Raw genomic sequence first — 21,886 nt, 5'->3', positions numbered from 1 at the left:
AAGGTTTGACTATACGCAATTCAGGTGATCATTGACTGTTTCGGAGCCACATGTCTCGTACTATCAAACTCGCTGTCATTCCCGGAGACGGGATTGGACCGGAAGTTGTCGCCGAGGCCGTGAAGGTACTCGGCGCCGTCACTGCCCGCGATGACGTCACGATTGAGACGAGCACCTTTCAGCTGGGCGCCGCGCGGTTCCTCGAAACCGGGGATGTACTCACGGATGCCGACCTCGCGTCGATCCAGCAGCACGACGCGATTCTGCTCGGTGCTGTCGGCGGCGTTCCCGGCGACCCACGCCTGAAAGACGCCAACATCGAGCGTGGGCTGCTGCTCGGCCTGCGCTTCGCACTCGACCACTACGTGAACCTGCGGCCCTGCACGATCTACCCCGGCGTCACGAGCCCGCTCGCCGCGCCCGGCGTGGTCGACTTCGTCGTCGTGCGCGAAGGTACAGAGGGCCCCTACGTGGGCAACGGCGGCTCCATCCGCCGCGGCACGCCGCAGGAAGTCGCCAACGAGGTGTCGGTGAACACCGCCTACGGGGTGGAACGCGTTGTGCGGTACGCCTTCGAGGTGGCCCAGGGTCGCGAGCGCAAACGCCTCACCCTCGTGCACAAGACCAACGTGCTCGTTTTCGCCGGCAGCCTGTGGCAGCGCATCGTGAACGAGGTGGCCGCCGAGTACCCCCAGGTTGCGGTTGATTACCTGCATGTCGACGCGGCGACCATTTTCTTCGTCACGAATCCGAGTAGATTCGATGTACTCGTCACCGATAACCTTTTTGGCGATATTCTCACCGACCTGGCAGCGGCAATCAGCGGCGGCATCGGCTTGGCGGCCTCCGGCAATATCAACCCGACGGGTCGCTTTCCCAGCATGTTCGAGCCTGTGCACGGCTCGGCCCCCGATATCGCCGGCCAGCAACTCGCCGACCCGACCGCGGCCATCCTCTCGGTGGCACTGTTGCTCGATCATCTCGGGCTGACGGATGCCGCGGCTCACGTCAACGAGGCGGTCGCCGACGACCTTGCTCGCCGCTCCGCTCTCGTGCGACGCAGCACCGCTGAGGTGGGAGACGCCATCGTGACCCTTTTGACAGACAAGGTACTGAAATGACCGTGACTTTCCCCCTGACTTTTGCCCTCACTCCGTCGACCGACGCGCGCGCCGAGACCGAACGGGAAGAGATTCTGGCCGACCCGGGCTTCGGCAAGCACTTCACCGACCACATGGTAACGATCGACTGGTCGGTCGAAGCCGGCTGGCATGACGCACGGGTCACCCCGTACGGCCCTTTGCTGCTCGACCCCGCCTCCTCGGTGCTGCACTACGGCCAGGAGATTTTCGAGGGCCTCAAGGCCTACCGGCACGCCGACAATTCGATCTGGACCTTCCGGCCCGAAAAAAATGCGCAGCGTCTCCAGCGTTCCGCCCACCGCCTCGCGCTGCCCGAACTGTCGGTGGCAGACTTCATCGAGTCGGTCAAGCAGATGATCGCGATCGACGGCGATTGGGTGCCCTCGGCGCCCGAGACCAGCCTGTACCTGCGTCCGTTCATGATCGCCAATGAGAGCTTTCTCGGGGTGCGTGCCGCCCACAAGGTGAGTTTCTACGTGATCGCGAGTCCCGCCGGCGCCTACTTCGCCGACGGCGTCGCCCCGGTGAAGATCTGGCTATCGACCGAGTACTCCCGCGCCGGCCGCGGCGGGACCGGCGCCGCCAAATGCGGCGGAAACTACGCCGCCTCGCTGCTGCCGCAGATGGAGGCCTATGAGAACGGCTGCGCCCAGGTGCTCTTTCTCGACGGTGAAACCGGCAGCCACATCGACGAGTTGGGCGGCATGAACGTGTTCTTCGTGCACGGCACCGACACGCTTGTCACGCCGCGCCTGACCGGATCCATCCTCGAGGGCGTCACCCGCGACAGCATCATGCAGCTCGCACGCGACCGCGGAATGACCGTGGAGGAGCGCGAGGTGACCCTGGGGGAGTGGCGTGAGGGTGTCGCATCCGGCGCCATCACCGAGGTCTTCGCCTGCGGAACCGCCGCCGTGGTCACGCCGATCGGTCAGGTCAAGGCGAAGGACTTCACCATCGGCGACCCGGATGCCCCCGCCGGTCAGATCACCCTGTCGCTTCGGCAAGAACTCACCGACATTCAGTATGGACGCGTGCCCGATCGTCACGGCTGGCTCACTCGACTAAACTGAAGCTTTTGGCCCTGTCTCGGGGCCGCGGAAGGCGCACAACGTGAAGATCGCACGCTATAGCTATCAGGGCGCCATTGCGTTCGGCATCGTTGACGAGCACGAACTGGTCGTGCTCGCGAGCGACCCGATGTTCGCCGGCTTCGACACCACCGGCGACCGCGTGGCTTTGGCTGACGTGAAACTGCTCGCCCCGGTGATTCCACGCTCCAAGATCGTCGCGGTGCAGCAGGCGGGCGCCGAGCCGGTGTTTGTACTGAAGCCCAACACCGCCGTCGTCGGGCCGGGCGACGCCATCGTGCTGCCGGCAGCCTCCGAACGTGTCGAGGTCGACGGCCAACTCGCCATTATTATCGGCAAGATTGCCAAGAATGTCTCGGTAGCGGATGCCACCGGCCGCGTCTTCGGCTACACCGTCGCCACGGTCGTCACTGCGACCGACCTCGCCGAGCGGGATACGACCCGGGCCGGCGCCTTCGACACCTTCCTCCCGCTCGGACCCGTCATTGAGACCGACTTCGACGACGCGGCCACACCGCTGCGCGGCCTGATCAACGATGAGGAATTTCAGGCGGTGGAGCTCGGCGACGACGATTCGACCCCGACGGAGGAGACCGTCGCCGCCCTCGTCGCGTACGCCTCCAGCGTGTTCACCCTGCTGCCGGGCGACGTGATTCTGGCCGGGCCGATGGACACCGCCGCCGCCGTCGAGGACGGCAACACGGTCTCGATGTCCATCGCAGGCATCGGAACCCTGGTGAACCCGGTCGTTCGTCCGGCCTGAGTTCGTGCGCCCCGTCGCTCCGGGCGCAGGTTCGGTAGCTGGGCGCATCGTTTAACCTGCGCCTGGCTACACAAGGTGCGCCCGGACAAATAACTTGATCTTGTGGCTCAGATCACAGGGTCCGGGAACCAGTCCCTGATCTGGTTCGACGCCGTGGCCAGCAGGGCGATCGCCTCGTCGCGGTTGACCCGGGCCATCAGCATCGCGCTGATCGACAAGGAAGTCAGGCTGCGCACGCGCTCGTCGACGGATTCCGCCGCTGACGGCGACGGGGCTGCGGCGTTTTCGAGCGCGTGTCTTAACGCCTCGGCCAGTTCGATGCGATATCCCTCCACGACTGCGCGAGTCGGCTCGTCGTGGGCAGCGAGGCTGGCGGCGCAATTGACCAGAAGGCATCCGGTCTGCGCTGAGTCGGGGGCCTGCGTGACCGTTGCGCGGGCGAGGCCGGCGAAGTACTCGAGCAGGGCTGAGGAATCGCGGGGGCTCGCTCGCAATCCGGCCAGCCGTGGCCGGATCACCGTCTCCAGATAGTCGGTGACCGCCGCGTCGAAGAGCCCGCGTTTGCTCCCGAACGCGTGGTACAGGCTGGACCGCCCGACGCCCGTGGCCGCCTCCAGCTCGGCCAGGGATGCGCCGTCGAACCCCTTGTCCCAGAACAGGTTTCGCGCAGCCTGCACGACCACTCCGCTGTCAAAGGTCTGCATCCGCCCCATGTTCGCTCCTTGAATCCTGTCCGACGATCGGACAATTTTGTGTACCGATGAGTCTACTATATAGTAAAACGATCGTTCTAGAACTAGTAGAGGAGCCTACCATGGCGTCAAATACCGTCAGTACCCAGATCCAGCTCGTAAATCGTCCCGTCGGTTGGCCGACGGATGCGGACTTCCGCACCGTGACCGTCGACCTGCCGGAGCTTGCAGTCGGCCAGATTCGAGTCGCGAATGAATTCATCTCCGTCGACCCGTACATGCGTGGCCGGATGAACGATGTGAAGAGCTACATACCGCCGTTCGTGCTCGGTGAGACCATGACCGGCGCGGCTGTCGGCCGCGTCATCGCCTCCGCAAACGAGGCGTTCGCCATCGGCGACGTCGTCACCCATCAGTACGGCTGGCGTGACCTGGTGCAGGAGGACGCCGCCGGCTTCAGGGTCGTTCCCGAGCTCCCCGGCGTTCCGGCCTCCGCTTACCTCGGCGTGCTCGGCATGACAGCACTGACTGCCTATGTCGGCCTGCTCGAGATCGCACAGCTCAAAGAAGGCGACACCGTGTTCGTCTCCGGCGCAGCGGGCGCGGTCGGCAGTATGGTCGGCCAGATCGCCCGGCTCAAGGGGGCCAAGCGCGTCATCGGCTCGGCCGGATCGCCCGAGAAGGTCGCCCTGCTCACCAGCAAGTACGGCTTTGACGCCGCGTTCAACTACAAGGACGGATCCATCACGGACCAGCTGGCCGTCGCAGCGCCAGACGGCATCGACGTTTATTACGACAATGTCGGAGGTGAACACCTCGAGGCCGCCCTCGCGTCGTTCAACGACGGCGGGCGTGCTGCCCTGTGCGGCGCGATCTCGCTCTACAACAGCACGGATGCCCCGGCCGGCCCCAATAATATGTCCAACATCGTCACCCGCGGCCTCACCCTCACGGGCTTCACGATCGGCAACTACTGGTCGCACCTCCCGGCGTTCTCCGCCGAGATGGCGAACTGGTTGGCTTCCGGCGAGATCGTCTTCGACGAGACCATCGTCGACGGCGTCGAGAACACCGTCGCTGCGTTCCTCGGCCTCATGCGCGGCGAGAACACCGGAAAGATGGTCGTGCGCACGGGCGAAACTGTTCCGGCGCTCTGAGCCGAATCAACACGCACGATTCCACGAAAGATTTCACAGAAAATGGAGACACTATGACTCACGTACTTTTCGTAGTCAGCGCCGCTGACCACTGGACCCTCACTGACGGCAGCCAGCACCCCACCGGATACTGGGCAGAGGAGCTCGCTGAGCCGCACCGCCTGTTCACTGCGGCCGGCTGGCAGATCAGCATCGCCACACCGGGCGGTGTGGCTCCGACAATCGATGCGGTCAGCCTCCGTGCGGAGGCGGCCGGCGGAGAGGAGCGTGTGGCGCAGCTCATCGACTACATCGGAACCATTTCCGCTCAGCTCGACGAACCGCTCAGCCTCGACGACATCAACGTTGGCGATTACGACGTGGTCTTCTACCCGGGCGGTCACGGCCCGATGGAAGACCTCGCCGTCGACGCCGTGTCGGGGAGCATTCTCACCGAAGCGCTCGACACCGGTCGCATCCTCGGCATACTATGCCACGCTCCAGCCGCGCTGCTCGCCGCCAAGCGCGCCGACGACAGCTGGCCGTTCACCGGCTACCGGATGACCGGCTTCACCGACGCCGAAGAGGTTCTCGGCGGACTGGCTCCGAAGGCTCCGTGGCTCGTGCAGAGCCGCCTGGTCGAACTGGGAGCCGATTTCATCGCCGGTGAATCATTCGCGCCGCACATGGAGATCGACCGCAACCTGTACACCGGCCAGAACCCTGCTTCGTCGGGTGCCCTCGCCGAGGCGATCATCGCGGCCGTCGCCGATAAGGCATAACGGCGGGCGACGTCGGGCCCAGGGGCACGACGTCGCCGACAGTGAATGTTCGCCCGGCGTTGTCTAGCCGCGGCGCAGCGCGTCCAGCACGGCGTCCACGTCGTCCCGATCGTTCCAGAGGTGGAACGCCACGCGGGCGCGGCCAGCCCGACCCGAAGCTGTGAGGCCGGCGGCGGTGAGGCGAGCGAGGTCGCGGCCACCGGCATCCGGCCAGCTGATGATGGCCTGGCCGAGTCGGGGCAGGTCGAGTCCATCACACAGGGCGTCGCCGAGGGCCACGTTGTGGGTGGCCACCTCGGCCAGGTCGAGGCTGCGGAACAGGTCGATGGCCGGCTCGGCGCCGACCCAGGCGGGCCAGGCCGGCGACACGTCGAACCGGCGGGCATCGGAAGCAAGCGCCATCGCCGGACCGTAGCAGGAGGCCCACAGGTCGTCTCCCGCGTACCATCCGGCGTTGATCGGGTGCAGTTGTGCGGCGAAAGTCTCGGCGACCGTGAAGAACCCAACGCCGCGCGGGGCGCCGAGCCACTTGTAGCTGTGGCAGATGGTGGCGTCGAACAGCGAGGCGTCGACCGGCATCCACCCGGTAGCCTGGGTGGTGTCGCAGAGGGTGAAGGTGCCCGTTACGCGGGCGGCGGCCCGGATGGCGTCGCTGTCGGCGAGGGTTCCGGTGGCGGACTGCACGAGCGAAAACGCGACCAGCCACGTGTTCGCGGTGAGGCTCGCGGCCAGGTCGGTCAGATCCACCTGCCGCACGGTCACTCCCCGGTGCGCCTGGGCGAGGAACGGGAACACCATCGAGCTGAAGTCGCCACGCGGCAGCACGACTTCGGCGCCATCGGGGATGCTGGCGGCGACCAATCCCGCCATGACCGAGGTCTGCGAGCCGATCGCCACGCTGTGGGGTGTGACGTTCACCAGATCGGCGTACCCGACGCGTACCCGCTCGACGACCTCACCGTAACGGGAGGCGCAGGCTTGGCCGCCGGCCCAGGCCTCGGTATCGGCGCGCATCGCAGCGATCGTTTCGATCGTGGGCAGTCCGAGGGTGCAGGCCGCGAGGTAGCCGCGGCCCGAAGTGTAGCGGGTGCGGGCTTCGGCGAGGGTCACGGTGCTCGTGCTCGTGTAAGCGATCATGCCGGGGTCCGGGTGGGTGGCCGTATTGGCGGTGGGGCTGCTCGTGCTCGTTGCTGCAGGGCTCATATTTCTAGTGTGACCACCCAGTACTCATGCGACAACGGTCAGTATTCGATGCAATGCATAACCAGCGATTATGATTGAGCGCATGATGCATCTGCCCGGCGAGAGCCCCGACCTCGACGCCAACGCCCTGCGGGTCGTGCGGGCGGTGCACGAAACCGGATCCATCACCGCAGCGGCCGTCGCCCTCGGTTACAGCCAGCCGGCCGTGAGTCAGCAGCTCAAACGGCTTGAGCAGCGGCTCGGACTCTCCGTGGTTGAGCGGGTCGGGCGTGGCGTTCGCCTCACCGAAGCCGGCCTCGTGCTGGCGCGGCACGCCGTGACCGTGGCCACCGCGCTCGATGCGGCGGCCGGGGAGATCGCCGAGCTGCAGGGGCTGCGCGCCGGGCTCGTGCGTCTCGTGGCGTTTCCGTCGGCATCCGCTACCCTGGTGCCGAGCCTGCTGGCCCGCATGAAGGCGCGGCATTCCCAGATCAGCGTCACCTATCTGGAGGCGGAGCCGCCGGAGGCCGTCGCCGCCGTGCGTGAGAACCGTGCCGATCTGGCCATCACGTTCAGTTACCCGGGGGACCGGGTGGATCCGCACCGGGATAGCGCTCAGGGGTTGCGGGTGGCGACCCTGCGGCGAGATGAGATGATGCTCGTGCTGCCGGTGGGGCATCCGCTTGACAGCGTTACCCCGATCGACCTGGGCGAGCTCGCCGACGAGAACTGGGTGGCCGGCTGCCCGCGCTGCCGTGGACACCTGCTCGACCTGTGCGATCGGCGCGGATTCGTGCCGCGCATCAGCTACGAGACTGACAACGTTGCCGCCGTCTTCGGCCTCGTCGAAGCGGGCATCGGTGTTGCGCTGCTGCCGGCCCTCGCGATCGAGTCCGTCGGCCGGCGCACGGGTGTCTCGATTCGCGCCACGACCGGACGTGATCATCGCAACCTGCACGCCGTGACGGCGGCCCGGGCCGAGCGCGTGCCCGCCCTGGCTGCGGCATTGCGCGTGCTTGATGCGATCTCGCTGGTTGGACGTTAGTTCGGATCCCGGGCCCATCTCTGGGCCCGGGCCCGGAAAGAAGTAGGTCAGGAATCGCGCAACTAGAATCATGAGTAATGTCTGACACCACTGCACACCCGTTCTCAACCGCCACCGGAACCGACGTTCGCGTGCGGTTCTGCCCCTCGCCGACCGGAACGCCCCACGTGGGCCTCATCCGCACCGCCATGTTCAACTGGGCCTATGCCCGGCACACTGGCGGCAAGATGATCTTCCGCATCGAGGACACCGACGCCGCCCGTGACAGCGAAGACAGCTTTCTGCAACTCGTCGACGCCATGCGCTGGCTGCAGCTCGACTGGGACGAAGGCGTCGACGTCGGCGGCCCCCAGGCGCCGTACCGCCAGAGCGAGCGTTACGACATCTATCTCGGCGTCATCGAGAAGCTCAAGGACAGCGGCCACATTTACGAGAGCTTCGTCACCGGCGAAGAGATCGAAAAGCGCAACCGCGACCTCGGGCGCGACCCCAAGATGGGCTACGACAACTTCGAGCGCGACCTAACCGAAGACCAGAAGGCCGCTTATCGGGCCGAGGGCCGCTCCCCGGCGCTCCGCCTGCGCGTGCCGGACACCGAGCTCTCCTTCGACGACCTCGTGCGCGGTGAGATCATCTTTCCGGCCGGCTCGTTCAGCGACTTTGTGGTGGTGCGCCCGAACGGGCATCCGCTCTACCCCCTCGTCAACCCGGTCGACGATGCGCTCATGGGCGTCACTCACGTGCTGCGAGGCGAAGACCTGCTCTCGTCGACGCCGCGCCAGATCGCGTTGTACCACGCGCTCATCGACATCGGCGTGACCACGTTCGTGCCGCGTTTCGGCCACCTCCCCTACGTCATGGGCGACAAGAACAAGAAGCTCAGTAAGCGTGACGCCGAGGCGAACCTGTTTCTGCACCGCGACCGTGGATTCATCCCCGAGGGCCTGCTCAACTACCTCGCCCTGCTGGGCTGGTCGCTCTCGCACGACCGCGACGTTTTCTCGATCGATGAGTTCACGGCCGCCTTCGACGTCGTGAATGTCAACCCGAACCCGGCCCGCTTCGACCTCAAGAAAGCCGAGTCGATCAACGGCGACCACATTCGCCAGCTCGATGCTGCCGACTTCGCTGCCCGCCTGGTTCCCTACCTGGTGACCGCCGGCGTGTTCGGCGAGAATCCGAGCGAGGCCGAACTGGCCCTGCTCGCCCAGGGAGCACCGCTCATCCAGGAGCGCATCGCGCTGCTCGGCGAAGCCCCCTCCATGCTCGGATTTCTGTTCGTGACCGGCGCCGACCTGGTTCTCGAAGCGGATGCCCTCGCCTCGCTCCCGCAGAACGCCGCCGACATTCTCGGCGCAAGTCGCACCGCACTGGAAAGTATTCCGTCTGCGGAATGGACTACCGATCGCGTACACGCCCTGCTTGCCGAGACGCTCATTGAAGGCCTCGGCCTCAAGCCGCGCGTTGCCTTTGGGCCCCTGCGCGTCGCGCTCTCGGGTCGCAAGATCTCGCCGCCGCTGTTTGAATCCATGGAAATCCTCGGTCGGGCCGAGACCCTGGACCGCCTGGATCGGGCCCTAGCTGCAATTTCGGCAGCCTGACGCTCGGGCCGGAGGGGCTTCGACTCGCCGGGGGATACCCCGGTTTGGCCTCTCCGGCCCGAGTGAGCTAGGCTACTACTCGGCCCGATCTTCGGATTAGGCATTGGGGTATGGTGTAATTGGCAACACGGATGATTCTGGTTCATTTGTTCTTGGTTCGAGTCCAGGTACCCCAGCACTAACAGGCGCAGGATTCCGCGGCGAAATCACTTATCGCCCACCCTGTCCGGTAGGACCGAAACAGGCCGAATCACCGTAAACTACACCAAAACCCCCTCGGGGATTGTTTGGGCGTTGTTGTGCCCGGCCCCATACGGGCTTGTCCCGGCTCGGTCGGGCCGCTCACGAGCTCCCTGGCGCACCTATTGCGTATGGACACGACGACGCAAATCACTCCCACGTTTCTCACCCAGCGCGAGCTTGCCGAGCTGCTCCGAATGTCCGAGCGCACGCTTGAGGACTGGCGCCTGCTGCAGACTGAGCCGCCCTATCTCAAGCTCGGCCGGCTCGTGCGGTACGACGTGCAGGACGTTCTCACCTGGGTTCACGAGCACCGTCATGTCTAGGCCACAGATATCACCGCCGGTGAGGTGGGCGCCATCGACGTGAGGCGGCTGACCAGCGGGCGCTTTCGAGCCCGAGCCTCCAGCCATGACGACAGCGGTGCCCTGCATCGCATCGCCGTGACGGCCGCTACCTGGGATGAAGCAGTCGCCGAGGTCCATCGTCAGGCCGGGGCGATGGCTACTGGGGGTGCCGGAGCACTTTCGCCGTCGAGCACGATTGCCGACGCTGTTGAGCTCTGGCTGTCGCAGGTCCTCACTCGTGCCAAGGCGGGCAGTTTGTCGTATTCGACCTACGAATCGTACGAGACGACGGCCCGCGTGATCATTGTGCCGCGGTGCGGGGGAGTGCGTCTCGAACGGCTGACCGTAGGTCGGTGCGACCGCATCCTGCAGCGGATTCTTGAGGAGGAGACGATCTCGAAAGCACGTCGTGCCCGGGCGGTGCTGAGCCTGCTGTGCGGCTACGCCGTGCGCGACGACGCCATGCCCCAGAACCCTGTGCGCGACGTGCAACGTCTGCCGATGTCACCGCGCAAGGAATCCGCTCTCACGCCCGCCCAGATCACCGGCATCCGCCAGCGAATGCAGGTGTGGCGGTTCACACGGAACGACGGTCCCAGGCCGAACTATCGCGCCCTGATCGACGGCATGGACATCATGATCGGCACCTCGCTGCGCGTCGGTGAATGTATCGGCCTACGCCGCTGCGATGTTGACATGACGACGCTGCCACCGACGCTCATCGTGAACGGAACGATTGTGAGTAATAAGGCGCAAGGCACGCACCGCAAGAACTCGCCCAAGCGGTCCCGGCAACGGCGAAGCATCGCTCTGCCGTCGATGGCCGCGGCGGCCGTGCGGCGAAGGCTGGCGCTTGCCGAGCCTGATTCGGAGGGTTTCTTGTTCCCCACCAAGACGGGCCGCTCGCTGAGCGTCAGTAACTACGAGCGCCTGCTTCGCGCATTTGTGGGGGATGAGCGCTCTCACCTTGTTGGCCTGGGCGTTGACATCGACGAGTACACGACGCACATCTATCGGCGCACGGCCGCCACGCTGATCGAGCGGGCGGCCGGGATCACACTGGCGTCCCGACTACTCGGTCATGCCAACGAGCAGACCACTCGAAACAGCTACGTGGTCACGGCCGACATGGTCGACCCGGTGACGGCCGAGATTCTAGATGAGGTTCTGGGTGGCTGAACACCAAACGTCGGTGTCGAGTCGCCGCCAGGGCACGGACCAGGCTGGCCTTGGCCTCATTTCTTGAAGCGACGTGTCAGTCGAGCGCACAGATCAAGGGCTAGCTGCCTCCGTTCAAAGAGGGACTCTTGGGTGGCTTCACGCCAAGTGCCCGCACCATGTTGAACTCGCGGATGATGGAATTCTCTTGTGCCTCATAACCATTGCCGATCACCACATGCGGGGCATGCGGTTATGCGACATGGTTGTGAGATTCGGCTCGACGCATATTTTCGCTGACCGCGGAGGGGGTCATGGGATGAAAGTGAGACGTCACGGATCCCTAGGGATACGAGACAGCTGTGAATGGAGTCACTATGTCGTTCGAACTACCCAAACTCGATTCGGTGGCCGACGACGGAGCTTTGAGCGATACGTTTCCCACCGCACCCGTCGCAGATGGAACAGAGGCATGCCGATATGCTGTGGCGATGACTTGAGGGCCAGCCGCGGAGGACCCAACCAGAATGCGACGGTACTTCGTTTCGTTATCGATGGCACCTCGGTCGGAGAAGGTGAGATCAAGATTGCCAGGTTCTACGGCCGTCATTCTCACGGTGACATGTCCGCCGGGCCAGAACTAAATGAAGAGCCGTGGTATCAAAGCCATCGTTGATGGGGACCGAACCGACTGCCGACCAATCGTTCACTTTTGACGCACCGATGTATAAAACGAACAGTTTTACTGCACATTTCTTGCAGGAGTGCGCAATGTGTGGGACAGTTTTTTCACTTGACAGCATCGTCATGGGTCGGTTACCAGCGGTGAGCGCCCTTCCGCGCTTTCCAGGATCGGAAGGTTGAAATGGCTTTTTTGCGCAAACACACACGGACTGGCGCTGTTCTGGCAGGTGCGACCATCCTCGGCCTCGGCCTTGCTGGCTGCTCGCCCGCCGCGAACACGTCTTCCTCACAGACCGAGGGTGTGACTATCACCGTTGCCCTGTTCACCGCTTCGCCGCCTGAGGCCGCTCTGGCCGAGTTCACCAAGGAAACCGGCATCAAGGTCACGTGGTCGACCATCGACTGGGACAGCCTCCAGACCAAGATCGCAGCCTCATCGGCCGCCAAGACGTACTTCGCCGACGCGACGGACGTGGACTGGTCGCGAGTCGGGCAGCTGGGCGCCTTGAAGTGGTTCGAGCCTCTGGAAAACTATCTGGACACTGACGCCTACAAGAAGGACATGCCGCAGCTGGACTCCTTCGTGTCGGACGGGCACGTTGTCGGCATCCCCTTTGACGCCTCCTTCCTCACCACGACGGTGAACACGGAGATGTTCGAGAAGGCCGGAATCACGACGATGCCGACCACCATCGCGGAATACACCGCGGACATGGAGAAGCTGAAGTCGAGCGGCGTAGCCGAGCACCCCCTGAACATCCCCTTCGCCGCGGCGGAAGGGCTGTCCACGTACTGGTACCAGACCACGGCCGCGTTCGGTGGAACCGTTCTCGACGGCGACGGCAAGCCCCAGTTCTCTGACCCCGATTCCGCCGGCTACAAGGCGGCCGAGTGGATGGTCAACGGCGTCAAGTCCGGGCTCGTTCCCCCGGGAAACATCAACGTGAGCGACACGCAGGGCCAGCAGACCCTCATGGCCAAGGGCAGCGTCGCATCCACGTTCGCCGACTACTCCGGCAACGTCGGCAGCCTCTACGACATCCCCGACACGTCCAGCGTCGTCGGCAAGGTCACCTACCTGCCCACGCCCGGCGTCGACGGTGTCGGACCGAACGTCAGCAACCCGGATGGCATCGGGATTCCCGTCACCGCCAAGTACAAGGAGGCGGCCGCCAAGTTCATCGAGTGGTTCACCTCCCAGAAGGCCCAGTACGGATTCGCCGGCGGCGAAGGCCCCGACAACGTATTCCCCGGCTACTTCCTGCCCTCCCGCCTGAGCGCCATCGAGCAGCTCACCGCGGACGGCAAGCTGGCAGGCGGAGACGTGCTGACCTCGATTCTCAAGGACAGCGCCCGGCCGGTCTTCCCCGAGGGTGCGCCCGCCTGGTACCCCGAGTTCTCCCGAGCGGTCAACACGAACCTGCACGCGGCCGCAGCGGGCTCCATGAGCGTCAAGGATGCGATGAAGGCGATCTCCGACACCGCTGACAAGCTCTCAAGCGGCTCGTGACCCGAACCCGACGCGCAACCGGACCTGAAACGCAACGGTGAACACTGATACCCGGATCAAGAACGCCCCAGTCGTAGACCCCGGGGGACGCGCGAAGCTCGCGTCCCCCGGGGCCAAACGGCGCGGCCGATTCGACATCCTGCCCTACGCGCTCGTCACCCCGCTCGCACTCTTCATCATCAGCCTCGCCCTGATCCCCGCGCTCTTCACGATCGTGGCCTCGTTCTTCAAGGACCAGGCGCTGAATCCGCCCGTGCAGTTCAACGGCTTTGAAAACTTCGTCAACCTGTTCAACGACGCCGGCGTGCTCTCGAGCATGGGCAACACGGTGATCTACGTGCTCGTCGGCGTCATCCTGTCGACGGTGCTCGCGGTGTTCTTCGGGGTCATCCTGCGCAAGAAGTTCCTCGGTCGCTCCCTGCTCATCGCCGTGCTGATTCTGCCCTGGGCCCTCCCGGGCGTGGTCAACGGGATTATCTGGAGCAACATTTGGGACAGCAATACCGGCCTGGTCAACAGCCTGCTGACGTCCATGCACCTGATCGACACGTACCAGGTCTTCCTCGGCCAGAACAAGTTCATGACGATCCTGGCCATCGAGATGGTGCAGGTCTGGCAGATCACCCCGCTCTCCACCCTGCTCGTGCTGGCCTCAATGCAGAACATCCCCGATGAACTCTATGAAGCCGCGAGCCTGGACGGCGGGTCGCCGTGGAAGGTGTTCTGGTCGGTCACCCTGCCGCTCACCGCGCCCGGCATCACCATCGCGATGGTGCAGGCGGTGATCGCGACCCTCAACATCTTCGACCAGCCCTACATTCTCAACGGTGCTGCCAGCACCGGAGCATCCGTCACCATGCAGACCTACTTCATCAGCTTCCAAAACCTTGACTTCGGGCAGGGATACGCGTTGTCGCTCATCATCACGATCGTCACGCTGGTGCTGTCGCTTGGAATTCTCAAGCTCGTCTACCGCCCTGTGGAGTACTGATGAATCGCCGTCCGCACTGGTTCCGATGGTTCGGAGTCGCCTTCATCGTGTTCTGGTCCCTCGTCCCCGTGTACTGGGCGCTGAACACCAGCCTTCAAACGGATGCCCAGGTGAGTTCGAAGCCCTCGAACTACGTTCCGCCCACTCCGACGTTGTCCAACTACCTGGCGCTGCTCACCGGCGAGGGTGAGACCGCAGCGGCGATTCGCCAGTCCTCCATCAACATCCTGATCGAGTGCACCCTGGCCACAGTGATCACCGTCGTGCTGGCGACGCTCGCGGCGTACGCATTCGCCCGGATGAAGTTCCGGGGCGGGAAGATCCTGTTCTACGCCGTGCTCGCCACGATGGCATTCCCGGCGTACACGACCCTGATCCCGATCTACCGCATCCTGAGCACATTCGGCCTCGTGAACACGTATGCGGGCATCGTGCTCGTGTACGTCTCGGGGTTCCTCCCGCTCGCGACCTGGATTCTCTACAACTACATGTCGAGTCTTCCGTTGGCCATTGAGGAAGCCGGCACCATGGATGGCGCCAGCCGGATGAAGATCCTGTGGCACATCGTGATTCCCCTGGCACTGCCCGGTATCATCTCCACCGCGATCATCACGTTCCTGTTCGCGTGGGGTCAGTTCCTGTTCCCGCTCGTGCTGTCGAGCGACCTGTCCACGCAGCCTTTGACTGTCGTCATCGCCGCGCTGCAGGGCAGGCACGTCGTGCCCTTCTCGCTGCTCAGCGCCGCCGGAATCATCGCCATCGCCGTTCCAGCGGCCATCGCCCTGATCCTGAACAAGTACATCGTCAGTGGGCTGCTCGCCGGAAGCGTGAAGTAGCCGGGGCCGGCTAAGCGTCCGGGGAGGCGCCCTTCGCCTGCCTGGGACGTGACGGCCGCGCCCCGGTGAGATCGACGACGTGCACCTGCACGCCGGCGTCGGCGATGCGCTCCAGCTCGACCGGGTCTGCATTCGAGTCGGTGATCAAGTCGCTGATCTGGGACAGGTCCGCCATTTTCGCCAGCGTCACCCGCCCGACCTTCGAACCGTCCGCGACCACGATCACTCGCTGGGCGCTGGCGACCATCGCGTTGTTCGTGCGAGCCTCGGTGTCATCGTGCGTCGTCACCCCGCCGGCGGCCGTGATGCCGTCGGTGCCGAGGATGGCCGTGCCCACGTTGATCGCCTTGAACGTGTTCTCCGACAGTGACCCGACGGCCTCGAACGAACTCAACCGCACGACCCCGCCGGTGATGATCACCTTGAGCTGGGGCCGCGCCGCGCACTCCAAAGCGGTCGTGAGCGAGTTGGTCACGATCGTCAACTCCGTGCGATTGCCGAGGGCCCTGGCGACCTCCGCAGTGGTGGTGCCGCCACTGATCGCCACGGCGTACGGCCCGGAGGGGATCATTTCGACCGCGCGGCGGGCGATACGTTGTTTGGCTTCCCTGAACTGAGTGTCGCGAAGCCGGACCGGAATTTCGCTGTGGGAGTCCAATGCGCGGGCGCCTCCGTGGGTTCGCACGAGAAGGCCCTGCTCGTCGAGGTCGGCCAGATCCCGCCGGAGAGTCGCGGCCGACACCCCGAGGTCGCTGGCGAGAGAGGCCAGGGAGACTGCCTTCTGCTCATGAAGCGCGGACAGGACCGATCGCATCCGGTCGGAGCGCTTCACCGATACTGCGCGAGGATGGGCTTCGAAGTAGCCGTCAGTGGACATGATTCGCTTTCTTGTCTTAAATGCGCATTGTTTGTGCCCACTTTAGCGCCAAAACGCTCGTGATATTGCGTGAACCACGCAGTATGTCGCAGTATTTACTAATGACCAAGGTGACGCTCATCGGCGCAGGCAGCGCAGTGTTCACGCGCCAGCTGATCGCGGACCTGCTGAGCTTCACCGAACTCGCCGACATCGAGATCTCTCTCCAGGATGTCGATGGAGCCCGACTCGCCGTCGCGGCAGCGACCGCCCGCCAGGTCAACGAGCGGTTCGGTACCCGGGCCACGATCACCGCCGGCTTCGACCGCAAAGCAGCGCTCGTCGGTTCGGATTTCGTCATCAATATGATCCAGGTGGGCGGGATCGAGGCCACCAGGAAAGACCTCCTGATCCCCGCGGCGTACGGCCTGAACCAGGTCATCGGCGACACGACCGGAGTCGGCGGAGTGTTCCGCGCCCTCCGCACGTTCCCGGTGCTCACCAGCATCCTGGCCGACATCCGGGACGTCTGCCCCGACGCGTACTTCCTCAACTACACGAACCCGATGGCCATGAACGTGGGGTGGGCCGCGGCCGTTGCGCCGGAGATCAAGACCGTTGGCCTGTGCCACAGCATCTCGAAGACCGTGCAGAGCATGTCGGCCCTCGTGGGGGTCCCGTTCGAGGAGACGCACTATCGCGCCGCCGGCGTTAATCACCAGGCCTGGATTCTCGAGTGGTCCCGGAACGGCGAGGACCTTTACCAGCTCCTGCGGGCACGGATCGCGGCTGATCCCGAACTTGAGCGTCGCGTGCGGGTGGAAATCTTTCGCCGCATCGGCTACTACCCGACCGAGTCTAGCGAGCACTCCGCCGAGTACCTGTCCTGGTTCCTGCGATCGCCGGACCAGATCGACCGGTACCGACTCACCCCGCTGGCGTACATCGGAATCAGCGAGACGAACGTCGATACGTTTGCGGCGGCCCAGCAGGCCCTCGCTACGGGCGCGCCCCTGGAACTCGAGCGTGGGGCGATTGAATACGCGCCGCAAATCATCCATTCGATCGTCACGGGTGAGAGCCGGGTGATCCACGCCAATGTGGTGAACGCCGGCCTGATTGACAACCTTCCGTCGGGGGCGGTAATCGAGGTGCCTTGTACCGTCGATGCTGCCGGAGTGACGCCGCACGCGATGGGCTCGCTGCCCGCGCAATGTGCGGCGCTGAACCGGCCCTATCTGTCCGTGGCGGAGTTGACAATCGAGGCCGCGCTCACGGGAAACCCCCGGATGGTCCGTCAGGCAGTTCTGATGGACCCGAACGCCAGCTCTATCCTGCGCCCGGACCAGATCTGGGACATGTGCAACGCACTCGTCCGCGCCCACGGGAACCTACTCGACGAGACGCTTCGCGTCGACGTGGCGGCGGAAGCGCTGTGACTCTCGCCACCACCAGGGAGCTTGTCGCCGGGGCCGTGAACGACAAGCGGGCCGTTCTGGCATTCAATGTGATCACGCTGGAGCACGCCGAAGGCATCGTTGCAGGCGTCGAACGTGCGAATGCACAGGCTCTCCTACAGGTCAGCGAAAATGCTGTCCACTTTCACGGGGGACAGCTGGCGCCGATCCTGGCCGCCTGCGCCAGGCTCGGCGTGGCATCCACCGCCCCCATCGCCATCCACCTCGACCATTTCCAAGACCTAGCGCTGGCCGAGCGAGCTATGGATCAGGCCGCCGAACTTGGGGTGAGCTCAATTATGATAGACGCTTCAAATCTCGGGTACGCACAGAATGTGCAGCGCACACTCGCCCTCGCACAGCGCGCCCACGACTTGGGCCTTTGGGTCGAAGCCGAACTCGGCACGATCGGCGGCAAAGACGGCGCCCACACGCCCGGCGTGCGCACCGATCCCGGCGACGCCCGTGACTTTGTCCGGGAAACATCGGTGGATGGACTCGCTGTCGCGGTCGGCAGCTCGCACGCGATGGCCACCCAGGATGCAAGGCTCGACCTGGACCTTATCGGTACACTGGCCGCCAAACTTCCGGTCCCCCTCGTCCTGCACGGCTCCTCCGGCGTGGACGATTCGACGCTCACGAGCGCGATACGTGCCGGCATCCGCAAGGTGAACGTGGGAACGGCGTTGAACGTCGCATTCACCCGCGAGATCCGTCGTTTCTTGCAGCTCAACCCCGAGATTACCGATCCCCGGACATACCTCGCGGAAGGCCGCGAGGCCGTTGCCCGCGCCGTCGCCCATCTCTGCGTCGTTGTCGACCCGGAGCATCAGAACGGGCCGATGCAGTGACTTACTCAGAACCGCAAAGGAGCACGATGGTAAATCACCTGTGGAACACGATCCGTCAGCATAAGAGCGGCAACGCAGTCGGCATCTACTCAGTCTGTTCTGCGCATCCGACCGTACTTGAGGCCGCCATCCGCCAGGCAGCAAGCGACGACACGTACGCCCTCATCGAAGCCACGTCCAACCAGATCGACCAATTCGGCGGTTACACGGGGCTGCGTCCGTCCGACTTCCGCGAACTCGTTTACTCGATCGCGGACCGACTCGACTTTCCACGCGATCGACTTGTGCTCGGCGGTGATCACCTCGGACCGAACCGTTGGCAGAAGCTGCCAGCCGAAGAAGCCATGAGGAACGCTGAGACCCTGGTCGCGGCGTACGTTGAGGCGGGCTACACAAAGATTCACCTCGATTGCAGCATGTCGTGCGCGGGCGATGCCGTGCCCGTCGGTGACGACCTGGTCGCCACCCGCACGGCACGGCTGCTGCGCGTTGCTGAGGATTCCGCCCAGCGGGCAGGGATCCCGGGCCAGGTTCTGTACGTGATCGGGACTGAGGTGCCGGTGCCGGGTGGCGCCCACGAGACGCTCGATCAGCTGACGGCGACGTCGCCGGAGGCCGCGCGCGCGACGCTCGTCCGACACGGCACTGCGTTCGCAGAACTCGGTCTTCAGGACGTCTGGCCTCGAATTATCGCGATGGTCGTGCAGCCCGGGGTGGAATTCGACCACCTGCAGGTCATCGATTACCGCCGCGAGGCGACGGTCGACCTCCGAACCGTGCTGGGCGACGAGCCCGGCCTGGTCTTCGAGGCACACTCCACGGACTACCAGCTCGCCGGCCGGCTCACGGAGCTCGTCGAGGACCATTGGGCGATTCTCAAGGTGGGCCCGGGGCTGACGTTCGCGATGCGCGAAGCGCTCTTTGCCCTGGTCAAGGTCGAAGACGAGCTAGTGTCCGCCATGGACCGGTCCGACCTGATCAACGTCATCGAACGCCGGATGCTCGCTTGCCCCGGCCACTGGGAGGGTTACTACGAGGGCAGCGCCGACGAACAGCGCATCGCCCGGCGCTTCAGTTATAGCGATCGGCTGCGCTACTACTGGCCCGACCCCGAGATCGAGGCTGCGGAGAGCCGTCTTTACGAGAACCTGACGAACCTGCAGATTCCGCTCCCGCTGATCAGCCAGTACCTACCAGAGCAGTACGCCCGCGTGCGAGCTGGCGTCCTGGCACCCGATCCTCGGGAACTCGTTGTGGATAAGGTCCGCGACGCACTGCGGCCCTATTCAGGGGCGTGCTTTCCCGTTCTTCCCGAAAAGTCCAACACCGTACCCACCGCTCGTACCGCACTCACCGAGGAAAATCTCAATGACTAGTCCGCTCACCTCACCCCGCGTCCTTACTCCCGGCCCCGGATCTCAAGCCACGGTCCGCGAGATCATCCAGCAGCCCGAGGTCTGGCGCGAGGCCGCATCCGCAATCGCGGCACTGCGCCAGGAACTGGATGCTTTTCTCGCTCCGCTGCTGGCCCGCCCTGATCTGCGCATTCTCCTGACCGGTGCTGGAACATCCGCCTTTGCCGGGGAGATCGCAGCTCCGGCCCTCTCCCGTCTTCTCGACCGCCGCGTCGAGGGCCTCGCGACCACGGCCATCGTGTCGAACCCGCGGGAATATCTCTCTGAGGATCTGCCGACGCTGCTCATCTCGTTTGCTCGATCAGGTAACAGTCCGGAAAGCATCGCCGCCACCCGCCTGGCCGACGAATGCCTCACCGACGTCAGCCATCTGGTGCTGACCTGCGACCGGGAGGGCAGCCTCTACCGGGAGCACGAGGGCCGCGAGAAGTCCATGACGGTGCTGATGCCCGGGCGCGCCAACGACGAGGGGTTCGCGATGACCTCAAGCTTCACGTCGATGCTATTGTCCTGCCTGCTCATCCTGGGGGGCGAAAATGACTCCGCGGTCAACGCCCTCGCTGCCGCCGCGACCCAAATTTTCCAGTCCCGACAGGAGGCAATTCGCCAGCTCGCTGCCAACGGATACGACCGGATCGTGTATCTGGGCAGCGGCCCCCTGACCGGGCTGGCTCGCGAATCGGCCCTGAAGCTCCTGGAGCTCACCGCTGGGCAGGTAGTCACCTACTTCGACTCCGCTTTGGGCTTTCGCCACGGCCCCAAGGCCGTCCTCGACGACAACACGCTCGTGGTCGTCTACGTGTCATCGGACCCTTACACCTGCCAGTATGACCTCGACATTATCGCCGAGCTTCGCTCAACACAGAACCCGGAAAGTGTCATCGCGATCACATCCGAGCCGCTGCCTTCATCACACGGCAAATCGTGGGTTCTTGAGGGTCTGACCGGACTTAACGACGCTTACCTTGCCGTAGGATACGTCATCGTGGCACAGATCCTGGGTTTGTCGTTCGCCCTGCAGCTCGGCACGACAGCAGACAACCCTTTTCCCGGAGGCGACGTCAACCGTGTTGTGCAGGGCGTCAGCATCCACTCTTTGTTGCCTGCCGCGGGCGAAGTTGCTGTGGCGAGCACCGAGTTGTGACTCTTTTCCTAGGCGTCGACGGAGGCGGCTCCAAGACCGCCTTCGTGCTACTCGACGACTCAGGACGCATTCTGGCCGAGGCACAAACGCGGAGTTGCTACTACTTCACCGAAGGAATCGCGCTCGTCGAACAGGTTCTCACTGACGGTGTCGGACAAGTGTGCCGCGCTGCGGGCGCTAAGGCGAGGGATATCGGTCAGGCCTTCTTCGGTCTGCCTGGCTACGGCGAGGCAAGCTCCGACATCCAAACCTTGAACGCGCTTCCTCGTAACGTTCTCGGCCACGAGCGGTATACCTGCGACAACGACATGGTGTGTGGCTGGGCCGGGTCACTGGGCGCCATCGATGGAATCAATGTCATTAGCGGAACCGGCTCCATGACCTACGGAGAACGTGACGGTCGCGGCCACCGAGCGGGCGGATGGGGCGAAATATTCGGCGACGAAGGCTCGGCATACTGGATAGCCACCCGTGGCTTGAACGCGTTCACTCGGATGAGTGACGGCCGGCTCCCCCGCGGCCCGCTGTACGACGCTATGAAGTCGCGGGTCGGCGTCTACAACGACCTCGACTTGATACATGTCGTGGTCGACCGCTGGCAGGGCCAGCGAAGCGTCATCGCCGACCTGTCCAAGACGGTCGTAGGAGCGGAGTCGCAGGGTGATACCGTTGCCGCCGGCATCCTGACCGAGGCGTGCGCCGAGTTGGCCACGCTCATCGAGAGCACTCGTGTCGAGCTTGGATTTGGCGGGGATGACGTCGTGCCGGTGTCGTACTCGGGCGGCATGTTCAACGCAGAGTTCATCCGCCAGGGATTCGAAGACGCATTGGCCTCGCTAAATCCGAACTATGATCTGCGCCCGCCTCTGTTCAGCCCCGTCGTGGGTGCCGCACTTTATGCGGCAAAGCGAGCCGGCAGTCCGCTCTCGGAGAAGGCCCTCGCGGTTCTTCCTTCCCAATAGC

General features: G+C 64.4%; 20 protein-coding genes and 1 tRNA gene. 18 read left to right on the top strand and 3 right to left on the bottom strand.

Translation table 11 applies throughout. The annotated features are described in order from the left end of the window. The first annotated feature begins 50 nt into the window (after window positions 1-50). From E3T29_RS05745 to E3T29_RS05735, 3 genes are read left to right on the top strand one after another with little or no spacing between them, the layout of a single operon-like run. Window positions 51-1,121: a 3-isopropylmalate dehydrogenase gene (locus tag E3T29_RS05745; RefSeq protein ID WP_134344616.1), complete on the top strand. Its 1,071-nt coding sequence runs from the start codon at window positions 51-53 to the stop codon at window positions 1,119-1,121. After that, window positions 1,118-2,215: a branched-chain amino acid aminotransferase gene (locus E3T29_RS05740; protein ID WP_134344615.1), complete on the top strand. Its 1,098-nt coding sequence runs from the start codon at window positions 1,118-1,120 to the stop codon at window positions 2,213-2,215. Before E3T29_RS05745 ends, E3T29_RS05740 begins: the two co-directional genes overlap by 4 nt. Window positions 2,216-2,255: 40 nt before the next feature. Next, entirely contained in the window at window positions 2,256-2,996 is a 741-nt protein-coding gene (locus E3T29_RS05735) for a fumarylacetoacetate hydrolase family protein (protein WP_134344614.1), read from the top strand. 107 nt (window positions 2,997-3,103) lie between these two features. On the opposite strand, the gene E3T29_RS05730 is transcribed toward E3T29_RS05735, so the two are convergent. Then, window positions 3,104-3,709 carry a TetR/AcrR family transcriptional regulator gene (locus E3T29_RS05730; RefSeq protein ID WP_134344613.1) on the bottom strand — a complete coding sequence of 202 codons (606 nt, stop codon included), beginning with the start codon at window positions 3,707-3,709 and terminating at the stop codon, window positions 3,104-3,106. Between the two features lie 101 nt (window positions 3,710-3,810). Between E3T29_RS05730 and E3T29_RS05725 the strand changes: the two genes are divergently transcribed. Together E3T29_RS05725 and E3T29_RS05720 are read left to right on the top strand one after the other, a co-directional pair. Further along, a complete protein-coding gene (locus E3T29_RS05725; RefSeq protein WP_134344612.1) occupies window positions 3,811-4,845 on the top strand; it encodes an NADP-dependent oxidoreductase in 1,035 nt (344 codons plus the stop codon). A 53-nt stretch (window positions 4,846-4,898) separates the two neighbouring features. Continuing rightward, the gene (locus tag E3T29_RS05720) at window positions 4,899-5,606 is read left to right on the top strand and encodes a type 1 glutamine amidotransferase domain-containing protein (RefSeq protein WP_134344611.1); all 708 of its coding nucleotides are present in this window, start codon (window positions 4,899-4,901) and stop codon (window positions 5,604-5,606) included. A gap of 63 nt (window positions 5,607-5,669) precedes the next feature. Here E3T29_RS05720 and E3T29_RS05715 read toward each other — a convergent pair whose 3' ends face one another. After that, on the bottom strand, window positions 5,670-6,809 hold the full coding sequence (locus tag E3T29_RS05715) for an aminotransferase class V-fold PLP-dependent enzyme (RefSeq protein ID WP_241987664.1): 1,140 nt from the start codon (window positions 6,807-6,809) through the stop codon (window positions 5,670-5,672). A gap of 82 nt (window positions 6,810-6,891) precedes the next feature. Here E3T29_RS05715 and E3T29_RS05710 point away from each other — a divergent pair, with 82 nt between their 5' ends. The 8 genes from E3T29_RS05710 (at window position 6,892) to E3T29_RS05675 (ending at window position 15,200) form a co-directional block, all read left to right on the top strand. After that, a complete protein-coding gene (locus E3T29_RS05710; RefSeq protein WP_174776404.1) occupies window positions 6,892-7,833 on the top strand; it encodes a LysR family transcriptional regulator in 942 nt (313 codons plus the stop codon). A 77-nt stretch (window positions 7,834-7,910) separates the two neighbouring features. Continuing rightward, complete coding sequence (gene gltX / locus E3T29_RS05705; RefSeq protein WP_134344609.1) at window positions 7,911-9,434, top strand: glutamate--tRNA ligase; 1,524 nt, start codon at window positions 7,911-7,913, stop codon at window positions 9,432-9,434. Between the two features lie 104 nt (window positions 9,435-9,538). After that, window positions 9,539-9,610, top strand: a tRNA-Gln gene (locus E3T29_RS05700). 195 nt (window positions 9,611-9,805) lie between these two features. After that, a complete protein-coding gene (locus E3T29_RS05695) occupies window positions 9,806-10,000 on the top strand; it encodes an AlpA family transcriptional regulator (RefSeq protein WP_134344608.1) in 195 nt (64 codons plus the stop codon). Window positions 10,001-10,024: 24 nt separating this feature from the next. Further along, the gene (locus E3T29_RS05690; protein ID WP_241987663.1) at window positions 10,025-11,200 is read left to right on the top strand and encodes a site-specific integrase; all 1,176 of its coding nucleotides are present in this window, start codon (window positions 10,025-10,027) and stop codon (window positions 11,198-11,200) included. A gap of 964 nt (window positions 11,201-12,164) precedes the next feature. Next, the gene (locus E3T29_RS05685; protein ID WP_166792331.1) at window positions 12,165-13,373 is read left to right on the top strand and encodes an extracellular solute-binding protein; all 1,209 of its coding nucleotides are present in this window, start codon (window positions 12,165-12,167) and stop codon (window positions 13,371-13,373) included. A 37-nt stretch (window positions 13,374-13,410) separates the two neighbouring features. Further along, on the top strand, window positions 13,411-14,364 hold the full coding sequence (locus tag E3T29_RS05680) for a carbohydrate ABC transporter permease (protein ID WP_134344605.1): 954 nt from the start codon (window positions 13,411-13,413) through the stop codon (window positions 14,362-14,364). Next, window positions 14,364-15,200 (top strand): carbohydrate ABC transporter permease, encoded by an 837-nt coding sequence (locus E3T29_RS05675; RefSeq protein ID WP_134344604.1) that lies wholly within the window; start codon window positions 14,364-14,366, stop codon window positions 15,198-15,200. Before E3T29_RS05680 ends, E3T29_RS05675 begins: the two co-directional genes overlap by 1 nt. Before the next feature lie 10 nt (window positions 15,201-15,210). On the opposite strand, the gene E3T29_RS05670 is transcribed toward E3T29_RS05675, so the two are convergent. Next, entirely contained in the window at window positions 15,211-16,077 is an 867-nt protein-coding gene (locus E3T29_RS05670; protein WP_134344603.1) for a DeoR/GlpR family DNA-binding transcription regulator, read from the bottom strand. 101 nt (window positions 16,078-16,178) lie between these two features. On the opposite strand from E3T29_RS05670, the gene melA reads away from it, so the two are divergent. Genes melA through E3T29_RS05645 form a run of 5 tightly spaced genes read left to right on the top strand, consistent with a single transcriptional unit; the run spans window position 16,179 to window position 21,885 of the window. After that, on the top strand, window positions 16,179-17,495 hold the full coding sequence (gene melA, locus E3T29_RS05665) for an alpha-galactosidase (RefSeq protein ID WP_134344602.1): 1,317 nt from the start codon (window positions 16,179-16,181) through the stop codon (window positions 17,493-17,495). Next, window positions 17,492-18,364, top strand: coding sequence for a class II fructose-bisphosphate aldolase (locus E3T29_RS05660; RefSeq protein WP_134344601.1), 873 nt, complete (start codon window positions 17,492-17,494; stop codon window positions 18,362-18,364). The genes melA and E3T29_RS05660 overlap by 4 nt, the downstream gene beginning before the upstream one ends. Window positions 18,365-18,390: 26 nt before the next feature. After that, the gene (locus E3T29_RS05655; protein WP_134344600.1) at window positions 18,391-19,740 is read left to right on the top strand and encodes a D-tagatose-bisphosphate aldolase, class II, non-catalytic subunit; all 1,350 of its coding nucleotides are present in this window, start codon (window positions 18,391-18,393) and stop codon (window positions 19,738-19,740) included. Then, window positions 19,733-20,923, top strand: a complete 1,191-nt coding sequence (locus tag E3T29_RS05650) for an SIS domain-containing protein (RefSeq protein WP_134344599.1) — start codon at window positions 19,733-19,735, stop codon at window positions 20,921-20,923. The genes E3T29_RS05655 and E3T29_RS05650 overlap by 8 nt, the downstream gene beginning before the upstream one ends. After that, the gene (locus tag E3T29_RS05645) at window positions 20,920-21,885 is read left to right on the top strand and encodes an N-acetylglucosamine kinase (protein ID WP_134344598.1); all 966 of its coding nucleotides are present in this window, start codon (window positions 20,920-20,922) and stop codon (window positions 21,883-21,885) included. The genes E3T29_RS05650 and E3T29_RS05645 overlap by 4 nt, the downstream gene beginning before the upstream one ends. The last annotated feature ends 1 nt before the right edge of the window (window position 21,886 follow it).

This window comes from Cryobacterium sp. TMT1-66-1, from assembly GCF_004403435.1.
In the GTDB taxonomy this organism is placed as follows: domain Bacteria; phylum Actinomycetota; class Actinomycetes; order Actinomycetales; family Microbacteriaceae; genus Cryobacterium; species Cryobacterium flavum.
The sequence above is the reverse complement of the archived record's forward strand: the minus strand, read 5'-3'. Positions and strand labels throughout refer to the sequence as shown.

Excerpts from the sequence above, each read along its gene's own strand:
- E3T29_RS05650 (WP_134344599.1), top strand. The coding sequence starts at position 19,733 with ATGACTAGTCCGCTCACCTCACCCCGCGTCCTTACTCCCGGCCCCGGA.
- gltX (WP_134344609.1), top strand. The coding sequence starts at position 7,911 with ATGTCTGACACCACTGCACACCCGTTCTCAACCGCCACCGGAACCGAC.
- E3T29_RS05720 (WP_134344611.1), top strand. The coding sequence starts at position 4,899 with ATGACTCACGTACTTTTCGTAGTCAGCGCCGCTGACCACTGGACCCTC.
- E3T29_RS05655 (WP_134344600.1), top strand. The coding sequence starts at position 18,391 with ATGGTAAATCACCTGTGGAACACGATCCGTCAGCATAAGAGCGGCAAC.
- E3T29_RS05725 (WP_134344612.1), top strand. The coding sequence starts at position 3,811 with ATGGCGTCAAATACCGTCAGTACCCAGATCCAGCTCGTAAATCGTCCC.
- E3T29_RS05695 (WP_134344608.1), top strand. The coding sequence starts at position 9,806 with ATGGACACGACGACGCAAATCACTCCCACGTTTCTCACCCAGCGCGAG.
- E3T29_RS05745 (WP_134344616.1), top strand. The coding sequence starts at position 51 with ATGTCTCGTACTATCAAACTCGCTGTCATTCCCGGAGACGGGATTGGA.
- E3T29_RS05740 (WP_134344615.1), top strand. The coding sequence starts at position 1,118 with ATGACCGTGACTTTCCCCCTGACTTTTGCCCTCACTCCGTCGACCGAC.
- E3T29_RS05715 (WP_241987664.1), bottom strand. The coding sequence starts at position 6,809 with ATGAGCCCTGCAGCAACGAGCACGAGCAGCCCCACCGCCAATACGGCC.
- melA (WP_134344602.1), top strand. The coding sequence starts at position 16,179 with ATGACCAAGGTGACGCTCATCGGCGCAGGCAGCGCAGTGTTCACGCGC.
- E3T29_RS05670 (WP_134344603.1), bottom strand. The coding sequence starts at position 16,077 with ATGTCCACTGACGGCTACTTCGAAGCCCATCCTCGCGCAGTATCGGTG.
- E3T29_RS05710 (WP_174776404.1), top strand. The coding sequence starts at position 6,892 with ATGATGCATCTGCCCGGCGAGAGCCCCGACCTCGACGCCAACGCCCTG.
- E3T29_RS05730 (WP_134344613.1), bottom strand. The coding sequence starts at position 3,709 with ATGGGGCGGATGCAGACCTTTGACAGCGGAGTGGTCGTGCAGGCTGCG.
- E3T29_RS05675 (WP_134344604.1), top strand. The coding sequence starts at position 14,364 with ATGAATCGCCGTCCGCACTGGTTCCGATGGTTCGGAGTCGCCTTCATC.